A 26,584-nucleotide genomic window follows, 5' to 3' on the forward strand; every position below is an offset into this window, starting at 1 on the left:
TTATTTTTACAATACCTCCTATTTTATTTTATGTTAACAAGTCGGTTGGAAAAAACATAAAAATAGTTTTTATCACTTTAAATAGCTTGCACCAATTTATCATCTAGGTCAAAAAAAGAAACAATGTAAAAAGGGAAGGCAATATATATGGCGCGTATAAGCGGTATTTTAGCAGATAGTGATATACAAGCTTTGATTGAGAATAACTTTCTCAAGGCTCAGTATCCATTTGATAGATCTCAAATACAACCAGCAAGTCTTGATCTTCGTTTAGGGGAGAAAGCTTATCGTATACGTGCTTCTTTTATGCCGGGACCTGATACAAAAGTTTTGGATAAGCTTGAACGGTTAAAGTTGCATGAGTTTGATTTACGAGACGGAGCCGTTTTGGAAACGGGGTGTGTTTATATTGTTCCTCTTTTGGAAAGTTTAGCTTTACCAGAATTCTTATCTGCTGTTGCCAATCCCAAAAGTTCTACAGGACGATTAGATATTTTTACACGTGTCATTACGGATAATGCTCAGGAATTTGATAAAATTTGTGCTGGTTATCATGGTCCACTTTATTTGGAAATTAGTCCACGCACATTTCCAATTTTGGTGCATACAGGCTCACATTTATCACAGCTTCGGTTTAGAAAAGGGCAAAGTTATTTAAATGAAATAGAGTTGCACACTTTGCAAAGGCAAGAAACACTGATATCGGATGATTTTCCTAATATTAGTGTTGGTGGTATTGGTCTTTCCATTAATTTAAAGGGAGACGAAAACGGGCTTATAGGTTATCGTGGTAAACATCATACAAGTGTTATTGATATTGATAAACGTGCCGTTGCCCACGTTTTAGATTTTTGGGAACCTCTTTTTGATCGTGGTCAAAGGGAGTTGGTTCTTGATCCTGATGAATTTTACATTTTAGTTTCACGAGAGTCTGTTCATGTGCCGCCGCTTTATGCCGCAGAAATGACACCTTTTGATCCTTTAGTTGGCGAGTTTAGGGTGCATTATGCAGGCTTTTTTGATCCAGGATTTGGGCATAAGGAGGCGGGTGGAAAAGGAGCAAGAGCGGTTTTAGAAGTGCGGAGCCATGAAGTTCCTTTTATCTTAGAGCATGGTCAAATTATTGGCCGTTTGGTCTATGAGCATATGCTTAATCGACCATCAACCCTTTATGGACATGATGTTGGATCACATTATCAAGCACAGGGTTTAAAGTTGTCCAAGCATTTTAAATGAGTTGGGAACCACGAATTTTGATAACATGTATGCAGAAAGCGTATTTTAGATAAAAAAAATTTTGTGCTTCGCAAAACCGGCGTCATGCATTCTATTTTAATTTTCAAGGTTATTTCATCTCTTGCATTTGAGAGGGTATGGGAGGCATTTTTACTTCTTTTTTCAAGAGGTTCTATCTATACGAACTCCATTTATGATGTGCAAAAGAATAGTTTTGATTATTTCATCATGACAAAATTTACTATATTCAATATGTTATTCATATTTATTATTATAATAAATCAATAGGTTAATAAAATTCAATATAACAGTAGCTACTCACTTTTCAAAGTAAATATGCGAGATTGGATGCTGCAATTGACTCAATTTTTCTAGAGTGTAATAACCAGTATATTTTATTCCGTATAAAAATTATCCTTAAGAGTTAATAAATAAGTTTTCACTCCAGTTTAGTAACAATTATTTTCAATAAACATTGTTCTAATTTTAGTAACTCATTTATAGCCTCAAGATATAATATTGCTAGAAAATTATTCAATTAAATATGAAGATTTTCTATTGGTATGAACATTAAAAGTTTTTATGCTTTATGTGAATTAGGCACTATGCATGAATAAGTAACAGATCTTAGTTTTGAATATTGATATAAGAAGATTTCTGCATGTATGCGACAGCTTTATTTCCAGTATTAATAAAGGATTTTTTCATCTTTTGGGGGAGATTATGGTTTATACTTAATGATACTCTATATTCTTAATAACTGATAATGTAAGGACCTTTGGAGGGAGAAGCAACTTTAAATTATAACTAATTAAGCTACGGAGCAATCGCTTTCGAAGAGGGATTGCTTTAAAGAGAGTATAACATTTTAATTGCACATGAAGAATATATGAGTAGATACGTTATTAATGATACTTCATACTGTGAGATTTTAAATTTGGATAGGAAAAATAAAGACATTGTTTTTATCAATTAGTTTTTTTTAGAAAGTTGCAATCTCTGTTGCTTCTATCTATTCAATAGAGCGTTTTGGGAGAATATCGAGTAGGAAGGTCACGGATTCGCTTTTATGCGTTTTAGGATATCTTCTCTTTTTATTTAGGAACAATGGTGCCATCAATGATTATTTCTTCAACACTTGATTATCGTAAGGCAGCAAAGCGTCGTCTTCCTCCTTTTCTTTTTCACTATATTGATGGTGGGGCTTATGCTGAAGAAACGATGCGACGTAACTGTAAAGATCTTCAAGCTCTTGCACTGCGTCAAAGGATTCTAAGGCAAGTTGGTGAAGTTGATCTTTCAATCAAGCTTTTTGATCAGACACTTGATTTACCGATTGTACTTGCGCCTGTTGGGCTAACGGGCATGTATGCACGTCGTGGAGAGGTAAAAGCAGCGCGTGCCGCAGCGGCAAAAGGGATTCCTTTTACTCTATCCTCTGTTTCAGTTTGTCCCATTGCGGAAGTGCAAGAAGCGATTGGAGGTGCATTTTGGTTTCAACTTTATGTTCTCAAAGATCGCGGTTTCATGCGTGATGCACTAGAACGGGCTTGGTTAGCTGGTGTACGCACGTTGGTTTTTACAGTTGATATGCCAGTTCCTGGTGCACGTTATCGTGATGCGCATTCGGGGATGTCTGGTCCTTATGCTGGTTTACGTCGTTTTTTACAAGCTTTGACTCATCCATATTGGGCTTGGAACGTTGGTGTTATGGGGCGCCCTCATGATCTTGGAAATGTCTCTGCTTATCTCAAAAAGAAAATTGTATTGGATGATTACGTTGGTTGGATTGGTGCAAATTTTGATCCATCAATTGGTTGGCATGATCTACAATGGATTCGCGATTTTTGGAAAGGAAAAATGATTTTGAAAGGTATTCTTGATCCAGAAGATGCACGAGAAGCAGTAAAATTTGGTGCGGATGGTATTGTTGTTTCTAATCACGGCGGACGTCAGCTTGATGGTGTATTATCAACAACACGAGCGTTGCCTGCAATTGCGGATGTTGTAAAGGATCATTTGACTATTTTAGCGGACTCAGGTGTTCGTTCTGGTCTTGATGTTGTACGCATGATAGCACAAGGTGCGGATGCTGTTATGATTGGCCGTGCTTTTGTTTATGCGCTTGCAGCAGCAGGTAAGAAAGGTGTTATGCATCTCCTTGATCTTTTTGCCAATGAAATGCGGGTAGCTATGACACTGACCGGTACTCAGACAATCAAAGATATTACAAGCAAGAGTTTAGTAAATATAGATGTTTTTAAGCAATGAAAGCAATATGTTATACTGCTTTCAGAAAAAGAAAGTCTTTTTATAGAGGAGCATAATTATATATTTTACAAATATGTTGACAGTTAAATTTAAATAGAAAAGATCAAAAAGCTCCTCTATAAAAATACAGAAAATACTCAGTAACTAAAATAATACTCCGTAAATACAATAATAATTAACGCAAAAATCTTAATAATAATAAACACAAAAAAAACACTAATAACATTGAATACATCTTTTACTTACTTTATTAAAAGCTCATTCTACGGATAAAAAGGAACAAGCGCTGATATTAAAGGTAAAACAACTGTTGATATAGAAAAAATAGCTATAAATAATGCTGTGAGCATTTTTCCCTCCTATATATAAAAATATAATATGTTAATTAATTATTTCCCACATTAGCATAAAACGTAAATTTATAAGATTCATTTAGTTTTATTTTAATATAGAATAATATTAATTATGATATATAAATAAAATTATTAAAAATGTCAATATGTATTTATTAAAAGCTATAATTATAATAAAAAATGGATCTAATAAATAATATTCCTATAATCTATATATTATTTATATTAATTTTATTTGGTAATATATTATATGGATATGATATTTTTTTATGGAGTACATTTTTAAGCAATGAAAAAAATACCCATACAATCTTTAAAAAAGCTCGTTTACTGAGAGCAAGACTGCGTGAATTAATGTGCTTTTCTTTCTTATTTTCTTGCATCCTCAATGAGTTATGATGTTTTTGAACTGGCGAACATATTAGGAAGCAGTTGAATATTTTTTGTATAGTATGTCATTGCTAACACTGTTTATGCTTTCTCTATTGATTGCATAATTTATTAAAAATCCAGTTTGTTTTTATTGCAGATGGGGTCGTTAGGTGTTCCTAATGATACAAATTGGCATAGAATGTTTTGTTCTATAAGTGATTTAATAATTGCATCTCTAGGCTTTTCCATTGATGCTATGCTCTTCATAGGCAACAACAGATTGGTGAGATTGGCATAACTCTAGCACTGATCTATTATCTCAAAGTTGAATTGTTGGCACACTTGTAAGCTTTGGGATAACTTCATGTTTTTTGAAGCTCTTCAGCAACATCAAGACAAATCTGAACAGTTTCTTCAGTAGCAAGTAAGAGAACATCTTTTCCTTTTTTAAACAGAAGTTTTGCTGATATCAATTTTTGAAGCATTTTTATGAATATTCATAACAGCACGCTTTCCTAAACCTATATAAATGGGTACAAGATTACTCAGAGTAGAAAGAATTACAGTTTCTATTTGATCGAATTTCTACTCGTAAGTAATTGGATAATATTCACTTTATCGCTGAATAAAAAAGAAAAGTTTTTCTCTCTTTAAATAGAGGATGGATTGTCATCTAGCCAATAGGGATAGTTTGCGAGAAATTTGTTCGATGCAAAACAACTTAACATTGCAGTTACTTTTTATCATTTGAAGCTGTGAAAAGAAGGCTAAGATAGATGAAAGAATATAAAAAATGATGGATACATTTTAAGATAAAAAATTATAATTCTATTAATTCCACAACAGTTGCTGCTGATATTGGTGACAAAAGAAATTTGATCAAAAAAATATCAAAATTATTTGAGGACATTCCTCATGGCATGTAGACTAAACCTTTTTGTTGGTATGGGTGAGATTTTCTTTGAGCAGAAATTGATTCTATCCCCTGAAATCAGCAATAATCTCTCAGGTTATGTCGTAAACTTTTTAGGGATGTTACAACGCCACTATCGTCCTTTTATGAAAATGTTAGCATTTCAGATGAGCAGTTGTGAGGAATTTCAACGTTTAATACAGCAAGATCCAGAAACTCTCACGGATTTAGAACGGGCTTCAAGATTTTTATATTTACAGCGATTAAGTTTTAGAGGGAATGTAAATCGTGCGATGAGAATAGAAAACCATCGTAGCGCGCGGGGGGGAAGCCCTTCCAATTTGAATGCGTGCTAAAACTTATTTTCCACTGTTTAGCAGGTGTTAGCATTGAACATTTAGACTAGTTTGATTTTATTATGCGTTATGATCGCCTAAAAATCTTGTTTTATCTTTCACCACTTCACTTTAATTGTGGTTTTGAGGGTTATTAAAGAAAGGATTTTTATAAGCGGGAGGATTATCAGCCGATGTCTGAGCTGCTTGTATAAATAAGAGGGAGTTTTTTGTCTTTAAACAATATGCTAGAAATTCAAAAAACTTTAGTTAACTTTATAAAAGAGGTTACACCACCTTATACAGACTGCTCTGCAAATAACACAATTGCTGGTAAGGAATGGGGCATCACCAATTTTGATTTCTAAAAAAGAAACAATACGTATTAAATAGTCTTTAACTTTGCAGACTTTTTGAGAATCCTTTCAGAATCTTTTAAAAAAAGTGAACTGATAGAAGATATTTCTATCAAAATATAAAAACTTTTCTAACAAGTTAAGAATAAATCTAAAAATATATATTAAATATAAAAACAGTACGATATGTAGGCAATCTGGGCTTTAGAAATAAGAATCAAAGCGTATAAAGATGCATAGAGGTGAGATTGAGACATATCATTTTTATGATTCAATAAAAAATAAAAATTAAAGAAAAAATTTTATATCAAAAATTTAAGGTGGTTTAAAAAGTGGACGGGCAATGCATGGAAGGATGAGCGAGAAGGTGAATTAGGGGAGAGCGATTTATAGATTATCAGTATCTTTGTAAAAGTATCTTCTCAAGATAAATATTGTGATGAAATAAGATTGTAGTTGAATGTTCGAAAAGATAATACGCACTCTTAACTTTTCCGTTATACACATCACAATAAAAGCCGTGAAAAGCACGGTCTTATTACAAACTTTCTCTAAAAACAGTACATGAGTTTGCAAGATATTACAGTAATATTTTAAAAGAAGGATTTTATTTCAGGAAAAAATTATCTTAAAATAGTAAAGCAATATTTTTCAAGAAATTGCTAGGCGACTTTTGAAAGTAAAAAAGCTAAGTTAAAAAATAAAAGCAAAAATGGTTGTTGGTTTTCTCAACTGGAGTTGCATGTCATTTCCCACATAGGGAATTTACCTATAGAAAAATTAACAGCCAAGATCATTCACAATGTTTTTCCCGCCACTTTAGCGTGAAAAAGCAGATACAGTGCGAAAGTATTCGCCTTATCGTCAACATAATTAGGAAGCTGAAACAACGTCATTTACAAATCACATAAAAGCCTTACCATTATTCATTATATAGCTCCGTAGATTGCTTTTCTTCAAGCATGCCAGCACCTAGATATTATTTTTGTTGAAAACAGAACCTTTGTGTATGATCAGTTCTTTGAACGACGATAGTAGTGCAATCCATAAAATCTTTTCTCATCTTCTTTTGATAGGATAACAAAGATGCCCTTAGAATACATCAATAGACTCAATCATTTTACACAAACACAATCTGTTGAATCCTTTAGTTTCAATTCAGACATCTCAGTCACTCTAATTAAATCTAATCAACCACCAGAGTGTTTTAATCCTTTAAGTGCTTTTACTTTTAATCTGAATGTATCCACCTCTTTCAAATCTTTTCATTGATTGATGTTTCAGAGGAATTATATTTTTATCACTTTATTTTCCGTTTATCTCTCCAACCACATAAACGTTCACCTTGTTCGTTATGTTTTAAAATATCTCTCGCCAAATTTGGACTAATGACATTGATATCTTGTCGATTCAAATAAATTGGAAGCCATCCAATACAAGAAGTTCGTTCATTCGTCGCGCAACCAGCTAGAAAGTTTAGTGCGCACATCAGCATCACTTTTCTTATTAATTTCATTTTCTACCTCAAGCCGTGTTGTCGCTATCTTGAAATCTTCTTTTGTTTGCTTTTGCTTCTCAACTTTTTTCCCAAGAAAAAAGGCTTTGACTAAAGCTATAAGAAAAGCTGCTATGAGCGCTGACGTCATTGTCAGATATTTTTTTATCCATAAAATCATAGGCGGTGTTCCTGAAAACGCTTAGCAATGTATATCATAGCCGTACAAGCAGCTAAAACCATAATGCCTGCTAGAACCCATTGAACAGGACCATTTCCTGCAAAAAGACCTCCAAGCCCTGAAAAAGAACCTATGATTGGTGCAAGAGCTTCTACTTTGCAAATACCTGTTACGCCTTCTGGTTCTACTACATGATAATTGGGGGCAACATGAGCTCCTTTTGCCCACAATCCTGCTTCGGTTGCTCGGCGATTGACAAGACCTTGGATACGTTTTCCTCCTACTCTTGTCCATTTTTGCAATTCGGTTGGTATCGCTTCATATTCACCTTTATTAAGCTTTTTTAAAAGTGTAGAATTGCGAAATGCTGTGATTCCTACATTATAGCAAAATGATACTAATGCCGCGAATTGTTCATCGTTTAAAGGAACGGTAACGGCTTTTTCAACAACAGCTTCATACTCCCTCAAGTCCTGACAAAGGATTTTTTCAGCTTCTTTTTCCGTAATTTGCATGTCTTTGTGGACGCTTGGGGCACCAGCAGCACTTGTATGTCCATAACCAATTGTCCAGACACCACCAGAATCTTCATAAGCTGATAAACGTAAGCCTTCCAATTGCTTAATCAATACAAGCCCTTCTTTTGATATTTTTCGCATTATTTTTACCTATAAAAAACGACACAAAGCAGGATATGAATTAAAAACTTACATCTACTCATTTTTAAGAACAGAACAGCGAAAGGGCATAATAAATTCAAAACATCCATAGTGGATTATTTTAAGATCCATATCATTTTTTTGAATAAAGATTTATGCTAAATACTATTCATTTTGCAGCAATTAATCTCCATCTAAAGACAAAAACTTTATAATAATTCCATTTATAATCAGATAGATTTCACTCATAAACTTTTACAGTTGATCTAGAATGATTTAAAAGAACTCTACTTGAAAAAACTTCAATAATTCCGATGACAAAAAGCACTTTTAACAAAAAATAAGAGACATAATAATTAATGAAATAATTAGGTGTTGATTTTTAAGTAATTTCAAAATTCATAAATTGCACCACAGAATTTTTTTATAAAAACAAAAAAACATTATAATTTAACATCATACATCTAAAATTTATCTTAGAATCAATAAAACATATACATAACGTATTATACATATTTAATAAAAAAATCTATAGTTAATTTAATTATTCTTTGTTTTTTCTCCTAATTGCTTAATTTCATTAAAAAAATACCTTTATGAAGGATTTCAAATAAACTGTTACATAAAAACATAATGGATATTTCTTCTCTCTTACAGTCTGTTTCCAACTGAAACAATGTATTAGTGGAGCATATTCAATATATAGACCAATGATATTTGATAGTTTTTTTAAGAATATTGTACTGTAATAAATTTGAACAAATAGTTCAGTTTCATATATTTTCTTTTTCATATGAAGCATTTGGTGGGGCGTTCGGGTCCAATGGTATCATCTTTGTCTGGTGTTGTATTGGCTACGTTTCCAGCAGCCTCTTAAACAAATCAATCAAGCTATTGAAATCTTTTTAGAGGCAATAGCACAAGAGACACAAAAGATTTTGACAAAAGGCTGCTTGAAAATATAGGAATCTCTCTCCTCCTAGCATCCCAGCCCATTTACATAACATAAAAAATAAAAAGGCAATGAGATGATATTTGATGATGGCAATAGATATGTAATAATACGTTAGTGTGCACAGCTTTTTAGTATATCCACAACAACGATTCGCCATTAGATGCTTCAGGGGCCGGAGCCATATAAGCTAGGGAGAGCAGTGAGGTTGAGAAAGAAAGAGACTTTAGCATTTATTCCAGAGAAAAATACGGAGCAAATAACAACAGATTAGATAAAATCGTATAAACCCTATAAGGTAATCTTCAAACAGATAATTAAATAAAAAATCTATATATTTCAATATGTTTAAGAAATAAAATGGTGCCGCATGCCGGATTCGAACCAGCGACCCCATCATTACGAATGATGTGCTCTACCAACTGAGCTAATGCGGCATAAGTTTGTAAGTCAATGAGACAAAACTAATTTGAAGGTAATAGCTAAAAGTACGTATAAAAGCAAGAATGCATTTTTTCAATAATTTATAAATATGATAATAATTTAAAGGAGAAGTATGTAAAAGTTAGAGGAAAGTATTCTTTGACCTTAATGCTATAAAATGCTTTCCAATTTACGATAACACTTAAATTAAGAAGCTGGGAATGTAGATCTTTAGGATGAAAAGTGGTGTCAAGATATCTTAGTAAAGATAAAAACATTTTCTGGTTCTTGAGAAAGAAATTTGTTGCATAGAGTGATTGGGAAAATAAAGATCATCATAAACCTTTTATAATGTGCAAATAAGATGAGTAGAATTATTTGAAAAGTTACTTCTCATTTTTATGGGAAGAAAAAGGGAGAAGGATTAATAAAATTAATCACGTTTTTTTATTTAAGAGGGAGTAAAAATCATGTCGGATGAAGATCGGCTGATAGAACTAGAAATGAAGCTAGTTTACCAAGAAAAATTCATTGAGGAACTTTCTCGAGTGGTAACTGATCAATGGAAAAGTTTGGATGAGATATCTAAAAAAGTTGATGTTTTAGCGAAACGATTCCCAGATTTAAAAGAACAGAGTGTGACTGAAGCTGTTATTTTACCATTTTCTCAATAGAGAGAAGGTGCTTAAAATTTTTCTGCTAATAGTCTCTTGGATTTTTTTAGATGTAATAGGGTGGGTATCACAATGGGAGTAAGATGCGAAATATTCTTTATTACAATTGCAATTATTTACAGATTGGTTTTTGTTTAACGCATTTTGTTAGACTTGTAGAATAATTTTTATAAGCTTCTTCATTAATTTCAAGAAGTTCCAATTTTATAAGGAGTGCTGATATTAGAAGACGTTTTTTTATATGTGATTTCTAGTACTAAAATTAAGAAAAGTTTTTGTAGAGTATAAAGAAACATCCATAAAAATATATAAATTTCAATATGTTAAGTTTTTTCTGTACAGAGTTTTCTATAGATGGGAGTTAGATTTATTCAATAGTTTTTATTAAATTGAAACAAATGAAGTAATGTTATCATTATCTATAGAAATCATAAGTGAGCCCGTATAATTTATAACTGAGCGCATATATTTATAATAAAGTGTTTTAATCCATTCTGATGATCAAGTGATTTTCAGTTGTTTTAATAGGGTGAGGTGCTCTAAGCGATACCTGTTGTGTATAGTACAGAGAGCTCTAGAAGTTTTTTTCAAGATCAAATGTACTCTTCGTTATATGTATATGATATTTTGTGAAAAGGCTTTTGTTTTTCGTAAGTTAAGATACAAAATACTATTGCTAAAGCACCAAAGATAGACCATGCGGGTAAATAAGTGAGAGTAATGCAAATTGAGGACAGAAAATCAGGTATTACCTTGCATAGAGATTGATTAAGGTGATAGACATCTGTTTGTAGAAGGTTTATTAAAATTTTATTAAAAGGGGTTGTTGTCCAATGTGATGTGATTACAGAGTGTGCGTTATCAATGACCAATACTATAATGGTTAGTGTAACAAAAATGAAGGACATTAATTTAAATAAAGGGTGGAGCATATTTTTTCTTAAAACTTCAACGGGACATACGTATAATGCAGAAAAAAATAAGGAGTTGCATTATGATAAGAAAATAAGTTTAGGTTTGTTTTGTATTTTTTGAAAAAGGTGCCTAATTTTTCGATAAAAGTTGAGGTTAGGTTCAACAAAAGTAATGAGGCATGATGCTTGAAAAAAAGCACGATGAATTGAAGCGTAGCCTTCAAAATCGCCATATTCAAATGATTGCTTTGGGTGGCGTTATTGGGACAGGGCTTTTTTATGGGTCAACCGAGGCAATTCAATTAGCTGGTCCCTCAGTCATTTTGTCTTATCTTATCGGTGGGCTTATTATGTATTTCATTATGCGAATGCTTGGTGAAATGTCAGTAGAAGAACCATCTTCAGGAGCATTTAGTTTTTTTGCTTATAAATATTGGGGGAGATTAGCTGGTTTCATAACAGGTTGGAATTATTGGTTTCTTTATATTCTTGTGAGCATGGCTGAACTTACAGTGATAGGGTTTTACCTTGATCATTGGGTTTTGATTGATCATTGGAAGGCATCTTTCATTGTTCTTTTATTTGTTACATTCATTAACTTGTTTAATGTTCGTTTTTATGGAGAATTTGAATTTTCTTGTGCTTTGATTAAAGTGGCCGCTGTTATTGGTATGATTATTTTTGGAATTTTTCTCATTGTTACTGGATCAGGGGAAAATCATGCGAATATTAATTATCTTTGGGACCATGGCGGTTTTTTTCCTTATGGAGCAGCAGGGGTTGTTTTAGCAACTTCTGTAGTAATGTTTTCTTTTGGAGGAACAGAGCTTATTGGTATTGCTGCTGGAGAGGCATCTAATCCACAAAAAACAATTCCAGCGGCTATTCGTCAAGTTATGTGGAGGATTATAATTTTTTATATTGGTTCTATCAGCATTATTATGATAATCAGCCCTTGGAATATGATTGGAAAAAATGGTAGTCCTTTTGTCACAATTTTCGAGACTATAGGAATTCCTGCTGCTGGTCATATTTTGAATTTTGTGGTGATTATGGCTGCTATTTCTGTTTACAATAGTGGCATTTATTCTAATGGACGTATGCTTTATAGTTTAGCTGTACAAAAAAATGCACCACATATTTTTAGTAAACTGAGTGCTGTTCGTGTTCCTTATATTGCTATCCTTTTTTCATCATTCTGTACGGTGTTGATTGTCGTTGTTAATGCTCTTGTTCCTGATAATAGTTTCATGCGGATCATGGCTCTTGCAACTGCAGCAGCAGTGATTACTTGGGCTATTATTGTTATTGTTCATTTGAAATTTCGCAATGCCCATAAGAACAGAAAAGGCAACTTTACTTATGCGTTTGGTTTATATCCTTACGCTAACTATCTTTGTCTCTGCTTTCTTGCTTTATTATTTTGCATTATGTTTATCAGTGGTTTTGGGCAAAATGGATTGATGACTCGACTTTTTGATATGATAGGAATAAGCGTGCCTTTTCTTGAAACATATATTCCTGTACAGATGCCTGATATGAGTTTGGCAGTCATTATTATTCCTCTATGGTGCTTATTATTACTTTTAGGTTATAAACTGAAACGATAGAGAAAGAAGAGCTAATAAAAGGGATTGATTGGAATAAATCTTGGGGACTATAAAATTTGATGAGGTAACACAAGTTTTTGGTGATTTGTGTGTTTTAAGAAATATTACTGTACAGCTTACCGAAAAACGAATTGCTGTTATAGGTGCGAATGGTTCTGGAAAAAGTACATTTGTTCGTCTTATTAATGGACTCCAATTACCATCTCACGGTTTTGTAAGCGTTGATGGGCTTGATACCAAGCGCGATGCAAAAGCAGTAAAGCGTAAAGTTGGATTTGTATTTCAGAATCCCGATAATCAGATTGTTTTACCATTAGTTGAAGAGGATTTATCCTTTGGTCTCAAAAATTTAAAGCTTAATAAAGATGAAATTAAGGAGCGTGTAGATGAAATTTTACAACGCTATGAACTTCAAGATTTCAGAAATCACGCTGTCCATTTATTAAGTGGTGGGCAAAAACAACTCGTTGCTATTTCCGGTGTAGTTGCAATGAAACCAGACTACATTATTTTTGATGAGCCGACAACATTACTTGATTTGCGAAATAAGCATCGCGTTACGCAAGTGATAGAAGAATTACCACAAACGGCAATAGTTGTATCGCATGATTTGGAGTTTTTGAAAAAGTTTGATAGAGTGCTGGTTTTTGATAAGGGGGAGATAGCAATTGATGATGTACCTTTTGTTGCTATCAAGGAGTATATAAGAAGAATGTCATGATCGGTTTATATATTCCAAGGGGTACGTTTATTCATAGGTTAAGTCCTGGAGTTAAGTTATTATTTCTTACGGCGTGTGGAACTTTTATAATAATGGTTTCTTCTATAGCGCTTCTTGGGTTATTTTTGTTGTTGGTCATCTTATTCTATAGAGTCGCCAAGGTCCCTTTCAAAATTGCGATAAAGCAATTTAAATCGATGGGATTGCTTTTAGTTCTTCTATTTGTATTTCAAACTATTTTTAGCGGTTGGCTTACGGGGGTTGAGGTCATATTACGTCTTGTTATCCTCTTTTCTTTATCGTCACTTATTTCATTCACAACAAAAGTTTCAGATATGGTGGATGCAGTTGAAGCAGGACTCCAGCCCTTTCGTTCTTTTGGTATAAATCCATCAAAAGTGAGTATGGTTATCTCTATGGCGATCAGGTTTATTCCTCTTTTGAGTGAAAAGTTTAATGAGGTACATGAAGCACAGCAAGCACGGGGACTTAACACTAACATTGTCGCTCTTGCGATACCTTTAATTATACGAACCATAAGAATGGCTTCAGAAGTGGCTGAAGCATTGGAAGCGCGTTCTTATGATGCTGATACCATTGATACAGCATCTCATAATAATCAAAGTTTTTTATAGTGAAAGAAGAATCAAATGAATACAAAAGATTTAGTTTATATTGCCTTATTTGCCGCTGTTTATGCTATTTTGGGCCTTTTCCCTTCTATTTATCTTCCTTTTCTTCTAGGGGTACCTATTACAGCTCAATCGATGGGACCGATGCTAGCAGGGTCTATTCTTGGGGCAAAAAGGGGTGCTTTAGCGTCACTCCTTTTTCTTGTTCTTGTTGCGATTGGATTACCTCTGTTGCCTGGTGGTCGCGGTGGAATCAGTGTCTTTTCAGGGATTGCAAGTGGTTATTTAATAGGTTTTCCATTTGCCGCATTTTTTATTGGTTTAATGGTAGAATTGTTTTGGCAGCGGTTAAATTTTATAATATTATTTGTGATAAATACTGTCGGTGGCATTGGGATAGTTTATTCTTTTGGTGTTCCATGGACAGCTTATATGACCAAAGTTTCTTTACTGAATGTTTTAATGGCTTCATCAGTTTTTTTGATAGGCGATTGTTTAAAAGCGTTGATTGCATCCTTTATTGCACTCGCGATTAAAAGATCTGTTCCTCTCATTCATTCAAAGCATAATAACTAAAATAAATGCATTATTTTGTTATGCTGTTGTTATATAGTATTCGTATATCACTATTATTGAATTTAACTATAGTAATTTATGATGTATTTAAACACTATAGAATCTAATATGATTCATATAAGTGATATTATTAAAATAAATTATTATAGTATTTTTCTCTATATCTAAGGCATTTAAAGTGTACTTTTATAAATCTGATACTTTTTATTAATTGTACAACAATAATGAAAGCTTTTCCCTAGTGAAGGAATAATTCAGTGAATACAAAAGATTTAGTTTATATTGCTTTATTTGCTGCTATTTACGCTGTTTTAAGTCTTTTCCCTCCTATTTATCTTCCTTTTTTGCTGGGTGTCCCTATTACAGCTCAGTCTATGACTCCGATGTTAGCAGGCTCTATACTTGGAGCGAAAAGGGGAGCTTTAGCATCACTTCTTTTCCTTGCTCTTATTGCGATTGGGTTACCTCTATTGCCTAGTGGTCGTGCTGGAATTAGTGTTTTTTTCAGGAGTTACGAGTGGTTATCTGATTAGTTTTCCATTTGCTGCATTTTTTATTGGCTTTATGGTAGAATTATTTTGGCAGCGGTTAAATTTTATAATATTATTTGTGATAAATACTGTGGGTGGCATTGGGATAGTCTATTCTTTTGGAATACCATGGTAGCTTATATGACACAGGTCTCTTTGCTGACAGTTTTAATAAGTTCATTAGGTTTTTTGGTTAGTGGTTTCTTGAAAGTGCTGATTGCATCCTTTGTAGCGTTGACCATTAAAAAACCGTTCCTCTCATTCATTCGGAAAAAGGGGCAGTTCTGTACTGAAGAACAAGTTTTTCCAGATGTATGTAGATTAAAAAGCATCACGGAATACCATTTTGTTTTGTCTACTTTTTTATTGGTATTTTTCTGCATAGCTCTCAGAGGTAGCCATACGAAAATTGAATGTTTCGGCACCAAAATTCATTTTTGCTTTCAGGAGAAGCTCCTAAATAGCCAATTAATATTATTTTATTTAACAGGCTTGTAAGTTTTATTCGATTTGCATATTATATACATAAAGCCTTAGAATAATTTATTATTTTTTTAATATTTTTAGTTAATTAATCACTAATTTTTAAAGTATTAAATTATATTAATTGTACAAAAACATGGATAATTAAGTGTTCATCTAAAACTCTTGATGTATATAATACCCTTATAAATGTATTAATATAAGGTATAAAAATAAGAGTTGAATGGGATGAAGCTAAAACAAAAAGTAATCTTAGAAAGTACCGTGTAAAGTTTTGAAATAGCTGCATATGTTTTTTCTGATCTATTCTCCATGGCTAAACAAGACCGTATTGAAAATGGAGAGTATGGTTAGCAAGCTTTAGTGCTTGTGGAGGTTTTTTATTACTATTCGTAGCGCATATTGTCCATGACGATAAAGATGGCATAGAGGTAATCCGTATTATTTCAGCACGGCGAGCCAATTTGAAAGAAAGGAAACGTTATAAAGAAGAAAGTTCGTTATGAAATTGAGGTAGGTAACTTATCACCTTTGACAGATGAACAGAGAGTTGAAATTGATAAATTGGCTGTAATGTCGGATAGTGCAATTGATCATAGAGATATTCCGTCACTCAATGATGTGTTCTGGAAAAACGCCGTTTTCAATCCATTCTATAAATCACCCAAAACTGTTACAACAGTGCGTGTGGATTCAGACGTGCTAGCGTGACTTTAAAAGTCAAGGGAAAGGATATCAAATGCGGATTAACGCCATTTTACGTGATGCCATGCTTCGTTCAATGCGTTGACCTCTTTCCTGCGACAAAGAGTATCAAACTGCTTTCGATAGTTTTTTTATCTCCTTGTTGATTTCATCTATGAACGTTGAGAAGAGACAACGCCATTTAATCTAAACAGTTTTATAAAATCGGAAGTTTTACTATGGCTTTTTAACTGAGCACTGTAGTGTGTAAATAGATATATTTATTAAACTGCGTGTACGTAACATAAGAAACAATACACAAACTAAAAAGGAATACCAAAGAGCAATATCTGAGTACCAAATACAGTATCCCAATGGAAAAGAAAGCTTGTACTCCACATACCTAGAAATGACAGGTAAAGAAACCGTTTCTTTATAACTATTTGGGAAAATTAAAACGACAAGCGCTAAACTTATTAGTTTTAAGAGTCTGTGCAAATATTGTTATAAATCACGTGTTAGTTTCACCCAACCCGTTGTATCATCATCTTTATATTTTGCGTTGCTCTGCAATTCAGAAGGAATATTAGAATTGCATAAAATTGCAAAAACAGTTGTTACGATCACCAAAGAAATAGACGCGAATGTCAAAATACCCTGAATAAAGTCAAGGTTTTTTCTTATTCCTAAAAAACATACAAATATAAAAATTATAACGCCAAACAAGGCTTTTCTCTTCTTATCTGTAAACATATTTATTTCCTGTGGAAAAATTGTGATCTCAATTTCTTAAATTATTTTCTGATATAAAAATACAATCTATCTTTTAGTTTTTTCAGCATTCGCTTTTATTTTAATAGCAATGTCTTCTATTGCATCCAGTTGCTTTTAATATTTTAGTTAACCTCGTCTATGATTTATCTATAGTTGATGATAGCTTTAAACACAAAGCTCCATAATTACAAACTCTTGCTTGCATTTTGATACCCAAATCCACCTTTCAAAAAAGCCCATCGCACTGGCAACCCTTTCATAAAGATTAAAGAAAAGCTCTGTTATTTCAAAAATACATGAAAGTGACTCATAACTGCCGCAACATTTTTTGTGCTGATGTTGGCTATTCATGTTTTAAAAAACAAATATTTTGAAATTCGTGTATCCTAAAATCCTTAATTTGTATTAATGGATTTATTTACTTTATAAATTTGATACTATAGAGCCATTTTGGCTTCTAGAAATATATGTACATTAAAAAAATTTTTAATCACTCTTTAAATGCATATCCAATCCAAAAATAATCAGCACTTTTCACTATTTTGCTATTTTTTAGAAATCTATTTTAAACTCTCCTATTATTAGTTCATGAAGAGTTTTGGTTCGTTAAAGAAGATCTTTTTCAATCTCTTCACAATACTTAGAAAAATCTGTTGCTTTTGGAATGATTTTTTTAGACATGCTTTCTACGTTACTCTGCAAAATGCGTTTTAAGGACTCTTTCAAAATCAATAGGGAAATACCTTTGAGTTCAGTTTGATAAGCTTGAGAAGAGGTGTCATCGTCCATATCTTTTCGCTTGTGGAAGCTACCACAAGAGAACAAGCGAAAAAAGTATTAGAGATATCATCATTTGAAGCTTTTACAGTAATAAACCTGTGAAGCCATAGGCAAGTCTCAAGTGCATTTTCTTCATTGGGTTTTTGTTTTTAATTTTCCATACGACACACTGCTATTTCAGGTTATTTCTTTGGGTTGATTAAGATTTGTAAGGAAAGTTGATTGACAAGCAGTTAAGGCTGAATTTAAAGACTGGGATTATAAAGCCCAAGGGCTGACAGAAGCCGGTGCGGCTCTCGTGGCATTGGCTGTCACGGCGGTTACGGGTGGAGCAGCCTCGGGCGCTGCCAGTGCCATTACCAGTGCTTTGGGGCTTGGCTCGAGCACCGCCATGAATGCGGCGATACAGGCAGGTGTCCAAGCGCTGATTAACAAAAGCGCTGTGGCTCTTGTCAATAATCGCGGCAATATTGCCGGCGCCTTGCATGAGCTTGGCTCTTCAAAGAATGTTCTCAGCATTGTCTCATCGATGTTAACAGCGGGCTTAACCAGCCAAATAACGGAAATGGCAGGTGTTGGACAATCTTTGCCAAAAACCGCTCCTTTTGTCGATCGTATCGCCAGTGAAGCGGAAAAGAACCTGATCAAAGCCGCCATTGGTACAGGCGTGCAAACGGCTCTTGAGGGTGGCTCTTTTGACAAGAACTTTTTTAACAATCTGCGCATCGCCCTGTCTGATACGGTTGGCAAATCGTTGGCGGAAGAAATCGGTACTGCCAAGGCAGAAGGCAAAATAGATACGGTCACACAAATTGTTGCCCATGCAGGACTTGGCTGTTTAAAAGGCGCGGTTGCGAGCGGTGCTTGCTCTGCCGGTGCTGTGGGGGTGCTGTGGGCGAAGCCACTGCTATGCTCCAGTTTAAACTGTCGACCAAAAATTTTATACAAAAAGAAATAGCAGCATTGGATGGTCGTGTTCCAACGGCAGAAGAACAAGCGCGTATCAATGCAAAGATTGAAGCACAGTTTTCTGATTTTAATGATCATGCCATTGATATCGCGCGCATAGCGGGGGGCTTTGCTGCTGCCCTTGCTGGTGGTGATGTCAATACTGGCGCTGATGCCGCAGGTAATGCTGCCGAAAATAATTTTCTTCCTGCGGTAGCAGCTGCTGTAGCGTTCATTGTGTCGCTTACGCCACAAGAGTTGGCAGCTCTGTCTCTTTTTATGGCTGGTGGAGCAACTATTGTTCAATCTCCTAACAATAGGACCGCTATAGCTGATTTCCTTACCTATTGGTTTGCATCGAAAAACTCTGCAGAAGATAGCGAAAAAACAAATCAAAACTCAAAAGAAGAAAAAAATAAAAATTCTCAGGCGAGTGGCAAAGACCCACAAAACAATAATGACGATGATAATGATGGAAAGGGTAAAAAGCTTAATAAAGGTAGGAAATATCATGATAAAAAACGCGATGAGAAAAAACAAGAATTAAAGGATGAAGGATGTAGAACATGCAAAACAGAAATAGTATTCAAAACTAAGACGGATAAGGGGGTAGTAAGATCTCGTGCGGATATTGTTTATATAGAGAATGGTAAAATAAAAATTGGCGAGGTAAAAACGGGGAAGAATTCTAAATTAAGTGAACAACAAAAGATTTTAAAAGAGGCATATAAAGAAGGAAATGCAGAGCCCACAAAAGGCAAATTTACGGAATTTCTTAAAGAAAACAAAGAGTTCTTAGAAAAATATCAAAAAGATTTCAAAGATTTTAAAGGAAGTAAGAAAGAATTGGAAAATGAGAATAGAAAATGGATTAAAGAACAATTGAATAATAAGTTAGACAAAACTGACGTTAACGTTTTTCATTATCCAGGACTTTTTGAATGAAAGTGAATAGCGATGCGAACTAAAGACGTGACAGAGATTTTAAAAACGCTTGGCTGGGAACCTTATCGTGCTGAAGATGGTAGTATGTTTGCGCATTATCATCTTCCCGATCGCATTGTAGGCATTAGTTATGATGTTGTAGATTATGGAGAGGATGGGGAAAAGTTTCGGCTATCGGCTGATCTTACCACTGCTGCTTATTGCCTTGCTTGGGAATATGCTAGTGGTGAAGTATCACAGGATAAGTATGAAGATACGCTGTTTTCTGCGAAAGAGGATTTCGATGTTACAGCTTCAGATCTCTCAGAAAGCCATGTTAAGGAATCTTTAAATAGGGTTATTGCTTGGGCGAAAGCACAAGATATTGAACAAAAATTACGTGAAAAAGCAGCCAATCATTCTGCTGTTGCAGAAGCATTACTTGGTGATATTGAGGCTTTAAAAAGTTCTAAGTTTACACCCCAATTACATGTACCAGAATTTTCAGATTACAAAACAATAGGGTGGATTGAGCGCCTCATTCTTTTTGCGCAAGCTTATAAAAACGGGGAGTTAGATGACATTTTAGCGCGTAAAAAAACTAAACAGTGGTCGATGAGTCTTACAGCAGCAACTCGCATTTTTAAAATTCAAGGGTGGTTTGCCACAGAGCTTGGGAAAATGTGGTTGGTTTTGCCGGATCGTTTTATTAAGTTAGATTTTGGCTTTGTACATCTCTATGATCAGTACAATATTCATCTCGAAGCTGAAATATCTAATGAAGAGATTTCTTTGGCTTGCTTGTATATTCATTTTTGTAGACAACGTAATCTTGTACGACCTACGGATATTTATCGATCTTTTAATACGATTGGAGGAGAGAATTTTCGTGGGGTTGATAAAGGAATTGATATTTGTGTAGAGGAATTGAATGAGCAAGAGTTGACAAAAATCTCTGAGCGGGTGATACAGTGGGCACGTGCCCAAGATTTACAAGCGTCAATAGAAAGCAAAACACGTGTTCAAAAGTATAGCTACAATATACGTATAGTCTGGCATTTGGCTTGTTTAGCGTTAACAGGTCGAATTGATATCCTGAAATCTTATCAAAATTTTCTGGAAGCTGGTACGATTTCTGAACATTTGGATGATAATGACGTAGAAAAATATGTTAACCATGCCGTTGAATTTGCTGAAGAACATCTGAAAATCCTTAATGAGCGAGAGGCAGCAGAAGCACATCTTAGTCCACAAGTTTTGATTACTTTCAATAAAGCTGCAGAGCAATTAAAAGAAATGGGTTGGACAGTTTATCGTGATACAAACTACAATCGCAATGCTTATTTTATAAGTAAAGACCGTATCATCAATATAATGTATAACCTTCAAAGTGATGAAGAAGAGCCGATTGTTGCATTTAAGGCTTCCCTTTCAACACTTGCCTTCTCTACTGCTCATAGAGAGATTTTCTATAATATGCCTCAATATATAGCCCTCAAAGAAGCAGAAGAAGTTTATACAGTTTCTACTACTGAATTGGATGAAGGCAAGCTAAAGCAGATTTGTACAGATATACTTGAGTGGGCTGAGCAGCAAAATGTCAATCAGATCATTTATGATTATGCGGCTTTTCCCCCAGACAGTGAACTTGATCTTGTAGCGCGTCACCTTATTGCGCTTGTTTTGATTGGGGATGTTGAAAAGCTCAAATCTTATAAGGAGAATTTTAGAAAGGGAAATCCTTTAGGTTTTGTGGAAGAAATCTCAAAATATAGAATTGATAATCTCCTCACTCTTGCACGGGGTTATCGAGCAGGTTTTCCGAAAAATGCACCGATTTTGAGCTTGGATCCGCAAATAGCATCTGTTGCTTCTAAAACAACTTCTGTTGAAGTGGCAGAGGAAGTGGATGAAGTGGATGACAATGATGATCGTCTCACCATGGAAAGTGCTCATGCACTTTTGAAAAGTTTAGGTTGGTCAACCGAGAAAATCAATGAGAATGATCATATGGCAAGCTATCAATTGGCTGATCGTGAAGTAGACATTCTTTATAACGACGAAATTGCCAAAGATTGTCCGCAATTTGATAGCGCCTTTTTGATTAGCACGGGCATTCTTTCCGCTGCTTGTAAATTCATTGATCCTACCTACACGGAAGATATTCCAGATATACAGCTTAATTTTGAAGCCAAGGGATTGGAAATCTTTGAACCAGAGGTCACTACGGATCGTTTAACACAGGCGCTTGATGATGCGCTAGAATGGGCGGTAACAGACATTGACCTTTCTAAAAGGCTACGCTTTGATTATGGCACTTCTCCTTGGCAACGGGATGCAACGTCTAAAGCAGATGATACGGATTATGCTTTGCTTCATCTTGGCGCTCTTGCCTTATTGGGCAATATTGAGACCTTACAATCTTATCAGCAAAGCTTTACGGCAGGTGATCACCTAGGCTTTGACGAAAGCATCAACAAAACCCACCTTGAACGTACATTAGCTTTAGCCAAAGAAGTAGCAAAGGTGAAGCAAGTGAGCTACGCTTTGATTGAACGGGTAGCAAAAGATTTTGATGATCACTCAGAGCTTTCTAGCGAGGAATAACCTCGCTCTTGGAAGGAGAGTTTATTTAAGTCTATTTAGAACAAAGAATAAATTGATTATTTTGAAAAAATTGAGGGGATTATGAATCATGAAATGGATAAAGAAAAAAAGTATGGGGGCAGCTGAGCCGGTGGAATTTAAAAGTCAAAAAGTTTATCAGGAAGATGAACTGTTTGAGCCCGAAACAGTTTCTTCTTGGAAAAAAGAAGGACAGATAGTAACGGGTACAAATGTGGAAAGAATGGTATCAGGAAGAGCACCTATTGGAGTCGATTTTAGACCTATTATGTTACATCCTGTGACACAAGAACAAGATAGTCCTCTCGTTGAGGTTCTCTACTCATTTTATCAAGGCAGGAGTTTGGTTGCTCCTATGAATCCAAAGACAAATTTTATCAGAAAAGTTATTTGTTGGATTTCAAAAAAAATTCCTAAGTAGGAAAAAAGAAAGAGTAATTATTGCAAATATTGAAATAATATCCCTAAAAGGCGCTCTCTAAACTTTAATGATCACCTCCTTTAATTCCATCATATATTGTAAATGCGAGATGATTGTACAGAGACAGATGAGAAAAGAGCTCCGTCAAGAACATATCTCTTATGATTTTATCAATCTCATCTCAATTCCATTGGCTATAGTAGAAAAAGATTGATCATTAGGAACACTCATTATGAGTAAAAACACGCTGTGACTTATGGAGAAAAATTTATGAAAAGTTATACTTTATCAGATGTTGCACAATATGTTGATATGCATAGTCATGTTATTAATTTTGGTACTCAAGATAATGCCCCTGATGATGTACGGATTAAAACAGCTGAGAACACTCTTGGTTTACAATTTACCTCTTCCTATAAGAATTTTTTAAAAAATTATGGAGGAGGAGAAATTGGAGGTGAAGAAATATTCAGTATTTATGAAATCTGTGCAGGTATTCCTGCTGGTGATATTGTTTACCGAAATTTGCTCGATAGAAGAGATGGCTTTACGTCCCCCAAACAACTTGTTATCTGCACAACTGATTTTGGTGAAACCTTTTATTTTGATTATATGCAGTTTCGGGATGGTGAATGCCCACTCTATCTCAAGTATACATCTGAAGATTCCGAATATTACGCAAGTAATTTTTATGAATTTCTCTGCAAAAGAATTAAAGAGTATGCAGGGGAAGATTCATGAAAACTTATACCTTAGATGATGTTATACAACTAGTTGATAAATAGAATAATTGCGATTTATTTCTTGTTATGAAAACATCTAAAAAGAGATTGATCATTATAAAGATTAGCAAAATCCCTTTTAATAGACCGTGTCAGTGTTGTCAGTTCTTTTTAGAGCCTATATTATTTTTTTTAAATGAGAGAAAATTAAAATCAATATATTTCAATATGTTAGTATTTTAATGATACAATCCTTATTAAGATACACCCCATAAATACAACTGTAAATATATATTTGTCAGTTATGTGTCAGTAAATTGAATTGACAAAATAGATTATTTTAGCGAGTGATTAAAATGTGCTTTATGAAAAGCATATGCTCCTTTAATGCCTTTCAAAAGATAGTTTGTAACTCATAAGAAATGCTATCAAGATCCTTATGGTTGTTAGTTTTGAAGATTTTGAGTATTTTGAGGGTTCCTTTTACTCCCCTTTATATATTTTTTTCAATAAAAAAATAAAAGTTATTATATTTCAATATATTAGCATTTTAGAGATACAATCTATATTAAGATGAAACCTATAAATACAACTCATGGTATATTTTTGAAGGTATTTTGAGGGTTTGAGAAACCTTCAAAACCTATAAGCAAAATGAATATATATATATAACTCTCTTAAACAAAGCTTTTGAAAAGGATAAAGCACTCATTTTAGATTACGGTATAATCTTTTAAAGGCAATGTAAAAAAATCTAATTCTATTTAAGAGTGGGTTTCTTAAAAGTTTTAAAGCAATCCAAATGAGAGTATTTAAAAGTGCAAATGATTTCTTTTTAGAATAACGCATATAAACACTCCTTTTAAAGATTGTATGTAATCAACTTAACAAGAGAGGTATAGATTATGGTTATAAGCTCTATACCCCTTGTGAGTTTAGCATGCCAAGTCTATTCAGTTTCTCTTATTTCTAATTTTGGTAGTTTTTTCACGATTTTCATTGTTTCTAAACTTACAGTAATAACCCTTTGAAACAACTCCAATGGATAAGCAGGATTTCCAACGATCTCAACAGCATAATGATTGGCATCATTAACAATACCACTCTTTTTATTTGTTTTTACACATTGACACCCCATACCCCATTCAAGAGCGGGCTTGCCATTGACGATATACTCATAAGCTTCAAGAGGGATATCTGTTATGGTAATATTGCTGTTATAAATAACAGTTGATTTATCCTTTTCCTTACTATTCTTAATTTTTGCGAATTTCATTTCAGTTACATAATAGAATTTTTCGAGATTAGAGATATCAGTTAATTTTGGATTACCCTTTTTAAAGGTCACTGGATAAGGCTCTACAGTTTCATAATTCACGTGCAAGTGACTGAGTTCACGCCCTGTTACAACGGAGCTCCGTTTTCGTATAAGGGGGTTAATTATCTTCAAAAGAATCAAAACGAAGCTTATTAAATCCATTTTGAACGAATTAAGAAAAAATGCAGAAAAATGCGAAAAAACGGATAATTTTTTTCAAAAAGTTTTTTAAATGCTGTTTATCCACAGCCCATGGCATAGGATAAGATCAGCAAACTAGTGAAATTTGCTGTTCGTTTTATGGAAAAAAGACAAATTTGATATGTGCTTTTAAGATATCATAATGAGTATTTTGATAGGTTTTATGAGTCACTAAAATAGTCTATTTTGTCAGTTCAATTTACTGACACAAACTGACAAATAATATATTATTGATTGTATTTAAGATTGTATTGTCGATATAGGTTGTATCGTTAAAACTATAACCTATTGAAATATAATGTTTTTAATTTTCTCTCATTTAAAAAAATAATATAGGCTCTAAAAAGAACTGACAACACTGACAGCACTGGACAAAACTCTTCTGTTCAGATCACTCAGATCATTGTCTTTGGAGAACGGTTGCTTAATGCGCTGTACAGAGAGTTTTGCCTATTTGAGTAGAAAGTTTTAAAAGAGGTTTCTTTATTGTTTTCTATGATGGTTTTTGACGACAGAATGTTCTTGATCGCATGATGTCTCGTTTATATGCGTGTTGAGTGGCTTAGAGGAGCTGGAGAGTGAATTTATCTCTAATTATTGATAAATATATTGTAGCATTAAACTGGGGATATTGAAAACTGGTGATATTGATGTATTAACCATTGACGGGCTAAACAGTTTTGTTTAGAGGTTTTTCTATATAAATGTGGGGGAGAGATCTTCAGCAATTAAAATAAAGCAGTTTTGGGTGTCACTTTTTGGGTCACAGAGGCATGTGCTTTTGTTAAAAGCGTTATAGGGCAGTGGCTGTTTTGAGTGGACTTGTTAGAGGTTCCATGAAGTTCTTTTAAAGAGTGCTTCTGGATAATGCAAAGCGGGGGCAATTTGTATTGTTATTGATATTTTTACGCCAAAGTTCTCTTTTGAGAATTTTTCGTGCCATTGTTGTTTTCTTTGGCTTGTTTACAGGTGTAAATGTTTATGCGCGCTCCTCAGCTATTTTTCATTCCCCAACCGATAATTTTTCTCGTAGGTATTCAGAAAAGCAGCAATTAGAAAGAATTGAGAAATTACAGTCTTTAACGCCTAAAAGGATCAAGACGCCTTCAGAGCAAAATCCAGAAATGCTTTTGGGTGGGAAGCAATGTTTTCCCATTCATGCTGTTGTTGTTGAGGGAGTGCACCATGTCAAAAAGCGCTCTATATCAGCCGTAACAGAGCCTTATGTTGGAAGATGTATTGGTCTTTTTGATATTCAGCTCTTAATCAAGAAGTTAACCAAAGTTTATTTGGATCAAGGCTATGTAACGGCGCGTTTTTACATTCCTGATCAAGATATCAAAAACAGCAAGACGCTCAAATTTGTTGTCGTTGAGGGCAAGCTCTCAGAGATTTACTATAATGGTTCACCGACGTCTCTTTATAATAATGTTGTATGGAGTGCTTTTCCTGGGCTTCAAGGTCATGTTCTGAACATGCGCGATATTGAACAGGGGCTTGA

Annotated in this window: 18 protein-coding genes, 1 tRNA gene and 5 pseudogenes; 17 read left to right on the forward strand and 7 right to left on the reverse strand. The window is 34.1% G+C overall.

Annotation, left to right across the window (positions count from 1 at the left end; translation table 11 throughout):
• The first annotated feature begins 147 nt into the window (after positions 1-147).
• Both ACFIMX_RS03770 and lldD read left to right on the forward strand, forming a co-directional pair.
• Positions 148-1,236 (forward strand): 2'-deoxycytidine 5'-triphosphate deaminase, encoded by a 1,089-nt coding sequence (locus tag ACFIMX_RS03770; RefSeq protein WP_375612382.1) that lies wholly within the window; start codon positions 148-150, stop codon positions 1,234-1,236.
• Between the two features lie 1,119 nt (positions 1,237-2,355).
• Positions 2,356-3,507 (forward strand): FMN-dependent L-lactate dehydrogenase LldD, encoded by a 1,152-nt coding sequence (gene lldD, locus ACFIMX_RS03775; protein ID WP_375694051.1) that lies wholly within the window; start codon positions 2,356-2,358, stop codon positions 3,505-3,507.
• Positions 3,508-4,594: 1,087 nt separating this feature from the next.
• Here the strand turns inward: lldD and ACFIMX_RS03780 are convergent.
• Entirely contained in the window at positions 4,595-4,717 is a 123-nt protein-coding gene (locus ACFIMX_RS03780; RefSeq protein ID WP_375640703.1) for a hypothetical protein, read from the reverse strand.
• A 430-nt stretch (positions 4,718-5,147) separates the two neighbouring features.
• Between ACFIMX_RS03780 and ACFIMX_RS03785 the strand changes: the two genes are divergently transcribed.
• Positions 5,148-5,501 carry a hypothetical protein gene (locus ACFIMX_RS03785; RefSeq protein WP_375640704.1) on the forward strand — a complete coding sequence of 118 codons (354 nt, stop codon included), beginning with the start codon at positions 5,148-5,150 and terminating at the stop codon, positions 5,499-5,501.
• Positions 5,502-7,284: 1,783 nt separating this feature from the next.
• Here the strand turns inward: ACFIMX_RS03785 and ACFIMX_RS03790 are convergent.
• Positions 7,285-7,512, reverse strand: coding sequence for a hypothetical protein (locus ACFIMX_RS03790; RefSeq protein ID WP_375618608.1), 228 nt, complete (start codon positions 7,510-7,512; stop codon positions 7,285-7,287).
• Positions 7,509-8,171: a lysozyme gene (locus ACFIMX_RS03795; RefSeq protein ID WP_375640705.1), complete on the reverse strand. Its 663-nt coding sequence runs from the start codon at positions 8,169-8,171 to the stop codon at positions 7,509-7,511. The genes ACFIMX_RS03790 and ACFIMX_RS03795 overlap by 4 nt, the downstream gene beginning before the upstream one ends.
• 1,028 nt (positions 8,172-9,199) lie before the next feature.
• Between ACFIMX_RS03795 and ACFIMX_RS03800 the strand changes: the two are divergent.
• A pseudogene (locus ACFIMX_RS03800) lies at positions 9,200-9,397 on the forward strand (DNA-binding protein).
• An 87-nt stretch (positions 9,398-9,484) separates the two neighbouring features.
• Here ACFIMX_RS03800 and ACFIMX_RS03805 read toward each other — a convergent pair.
• Positions 9,485-9,560 (reverse strand) — tRNA-Thr (locus tag ACFIMX_RS03805).
• 456 nt (positions 9,561-10,016) lie between these two features.
• On the opposite strand from ACFIMX_RS03805, the gene ACFIMX_RS03810 reads away from it, so the two are divergent.
• The 8 genes and pseudogenes from ACFIMX_RS03810 (at position 10,017) to ACFIMX_RS03845 (ending at position 16,476) form a co-directional block, all read left to right on the forward strand.
• Entirely contained in the window at positions 10,017-10,220 is a 204-nt protein-coding gene (locus ACFIMX_RS03810; RefSeq protein WP_375618716.1) for a SlyX family protein, read from the forward strand.
• Positions 10,221-11,316: 1,096 nt separating this feature from the next.
• Entirely contained in the window at positions 11,317-12,744 is a 1,428-nt protein-coding gene (locus tag ACFIMX_RS03815; protein WP_375618718.1) for an amino acid permease, read from the forward strand.
• A gap of 40 nt (positions 12,745-12,784) precedes the next feature.
• Positions 12,785-13,465 (forward strand): energy-coupling factor ABC transporter ATP-binding protein, encoded by a 681-nt coding sequence (locus tag ACFIMX_RS03820; protein WP_375618715.1) that lies wholly within the window; start codon positions 12,785-12,787, stop codon positions 13,463-13,465.
• A complete protein-coding gene (locus ACFIMX_RS03825; RefSeq protein WP_375694052.1) occupies positions 13,462-14,100 on the forward strand; it encodes an energy-coupling factor transporter transmembrane component T family protein in 639 nt (212 codons plus the stop codon). The genes ACFIMX_RS03820 and ACFIMX_RS03825 overlap by 4 nt, the downstream gene beginning before the upstream one ends.
• Positions 14,101-14,115: 15 nt before the next feature.
• Complete coding sequence (locus ACFIMX_RS03830; protein ID WP_375618713.1) at positions 14,116-14,673, forward strand: biotin transporter BioY; 558 nt, start codon at positions 14,116-14,118, stop codon at positions 14,671-14,673.
• A gap of 257 nt (positions 14,674-14,930) precedes the next feature.
• Positions 14,931-15,496, forward strand: a pseudogene (locus ACFIMX_RS03835) (biotin transporter BioY).
• A gap of 721 nt (positions 15,497-16,217) precedes the next feature.
• Positions 16,218-16,397, forward strand: a complete 180-nt coding sequence (locus ACFIMX_RS03840) for a hypothetical protein (RefSeq protein WP_375618712.1) — start codon at positions 16,218-16,220, stop codon at positions 16,395-16,397.
• A 28-nt stretch (positions 16,398-16,425) separates the two neighbouring features.
• Positions 16,426-16,476: a hypothetical protein gene (locus ACFIMX_RS03845; RefSeq protein WP_375618717.1), complete on the forward strand. Its 51-nt coding sequence runs from the start codon at positions 16,426-16,428 to the stop codon at positions 16,474-16,476.
• A gap of 131 nt (positions 16,477-16,607) precedes the next feature.
• Here ACFIMX_RS03845 and ACFIMX_RS03850 read toward each other — a convergent pair.
• Together ACFIMX_RS03850 and ACFIMX_RS03855 are read right to left on the reverse strand one after the other, a co-directional pair.
• Positions 16,608-17,123: pseudogene (locus ACFIMX_RS03850) on the reverse strand (hypothetical protein).
• Positions 17,124-17,750: 627 nt separating this feature from the next.
• A complete protein-coding gene (locus ACFIMX_RS03855) occupies positions 17,751-17,933 on the reverse strand; it encodes a hypothetical protein (protein WP_375618710.1) in 183 nt (60 codons plus the stop codon).
• A gap of 217 nt (positions 17,934-18,150) precedes the next feature.
• Here ACFIMX_RS03855 and ACFIMX_RS03860 point away from each other — a divergent pair.
• The 4 genes and pseudogenes from ACFIMX_RS03860 to ACFIMX_RS03875 form a co-directional block, all read left to right on the forward strand.
• Positions 18,151-19,817, forward strand: a pseudogene (locus tag ACFIMX_RS03860) (DUF637 domain-containing protein); the annotation flags it as partial.
• Positions 19,818-19,829: 12 nt separating this feature from the next.
• Positions 19,830-22,403 carry a DUF6990 domain-containing protein gene (locus ACFIMX_RS03865; protein ID WP_375694053.1) on the forward strand — a complete coding sequence of 858 codons (2,574 nt, stop codon included), beginning with the start codon at positions 19,830-19,832 and terminating at the stop codon, positions 22,401-22,403.
• 88 nt (positions 22,404-22,491) lie between these two features.
• On the forward strand, positions 22,492-22,842 hold the full coding sequence (locus tag ACFIMX_RS03870) for an HNH/ENDO VII family nuclease (RefSeq protein ID WP_375694054.1): 351 nt from the start codon (positions 22,492-22,494) through the stop codon (positions 22,840-22,842).
• Between the two features lie 270 nt (positions 22,843-23,112).
• A complete protein-coding gene (locus tag ACFIMX_RS03875) occupies positions 23,113-23,583 on the forward strand; it encodes an SMI1/KNR4 family protein (RefSeq protein ID WP_375694055.1) in 471 nt (156 codons plus the stop codon).
• Positions 23,584-24,513: 930 nt separating this feature from the next.
• Here ACFIMX_RS03875 and ACFIMX_RS03880 read toward each other — a convergent pair.
• A pseudogene (locus ACFIMX_RS03880) lies at positions 24,514-24,975 on the reverse strand (type ISP restriction/modification enzyme); the annotation flags it as partial.
• A gap of 968 nt (positions 24,976-25,943) precedes the next feature.
• Here ACFIMX_RS03880 and ACFIMX_RS03885 point away from each other — a divergent pair.
• Positions 25,944-26,584: POTRA domain-containing protein (locus tag ACFIMX_RS03885; protein WP_375694056.1), on the forward strand; the 641-nt coding region annotated here is incomplete at its 3' end.

The organism is Bartonella sp. AD24XZML (assembly GCF_042196485.1).
Lineage (GTDB): Bacteria > Pseudomonadota > Alphaproteobacteria > Rhizobiales > Rhizobiaceae > Bartonella.

Coding starts and splice junctions, on each gene's coding strand:
- ACFIMX_RS03770 (WP_375612382.1), top strand. CDS start 148: ATGGCGCGTATAAGCGGTATTTTAGCAGATAGTGATATACAAGCTTTG.
- lldD (WP_375694051.1), top strand. CDS start 2,356: ATGATTATTTCTTCAACACTTGATTATCGTAAGGCAGCAAAGCGTCGT.
- ACFIMX_RS03780 (WP_375640703.1), bottom strand. CDS start 4,717: ATGCTTCAAAAATTGATATCAGCAAAACTTCTGTTTAAAAAAGGAAAA.
- ACFIMX_RS03785 (WP_375640704.1), top strand. CDS start 5,148: ATGGCATGTAGACTAAACCTTTTTGTTGGTATGGGTGAGATTTTCTTT.
- ACFIMX_RS03790 (WP_375618608.1), bottom strand. CDS start 7,512: ATGATTTTATGGATAAAAAAATATCTGACAATGACGTCAGCGCTCATA.
- ACFIMX_RS03795 (WP_375640705.1), bottom strand. CDS start 8,171: ATGCGAAAAATATCAAAAGAAGGGCTTGTATTGATTAAGCAATTGGAA.
- ACFIMX_RS03810 (WP_375618716.1), top strand. CDS start 10,017: ATGTCGGATGAAGATCGGCTGATAGAACTAGAAATGAAGCTAGTTTAC.
- ACFIMX_RS03815 (WP_375618718.1), top strand. CDS start 11,317: ATGCTTGAAAAAAAGCACGATGAATTGAAGCGTAGCCTTCAAAATCGC.
- ACFIMX_RS03825 (WP_375694052.1), top strand. CDS start 13,462: ATGATCGGTTTATATATTCCAAGGGGTACGTTTATTCATAGGTTAAGT.
- ACFIMX_RS03830 (WP_375618713.1), top strand. CDS start 14,116: ATGAATACAAAAGATTTAGTTTATATTGCCTTATTTGCCGCTGTTTAT.
- ACFIMX_RS03855 (WP_375618710.1), bottom strand. CDS start 17,933: ATGGACGATGACACCTCTTCTCAAGCTTATCAAACTGAACTCAAAGGT.
- ACFIMX_RS03865 (WP_375694053.1), top strand. CDS start 19,830: ATGCGAACTAAAGACGTGACAGAGATTTTAAAAACGCTTGGCTGGGAA.
- ACFIMX_RS03870 (WP_375694054.1), top strand. CDS start 22,492: ATGAAATGGATAAAGAAAAAAAGTATGGGGGCAGCTGAGCCGGTGGAA.
- ACFIMX_RS03875 (WP_375694055.1), top strand. CDS start 23,113: ATGAAAAGTTATACTTTATCAGATGTTGCACAATATGTTGATATGCAT.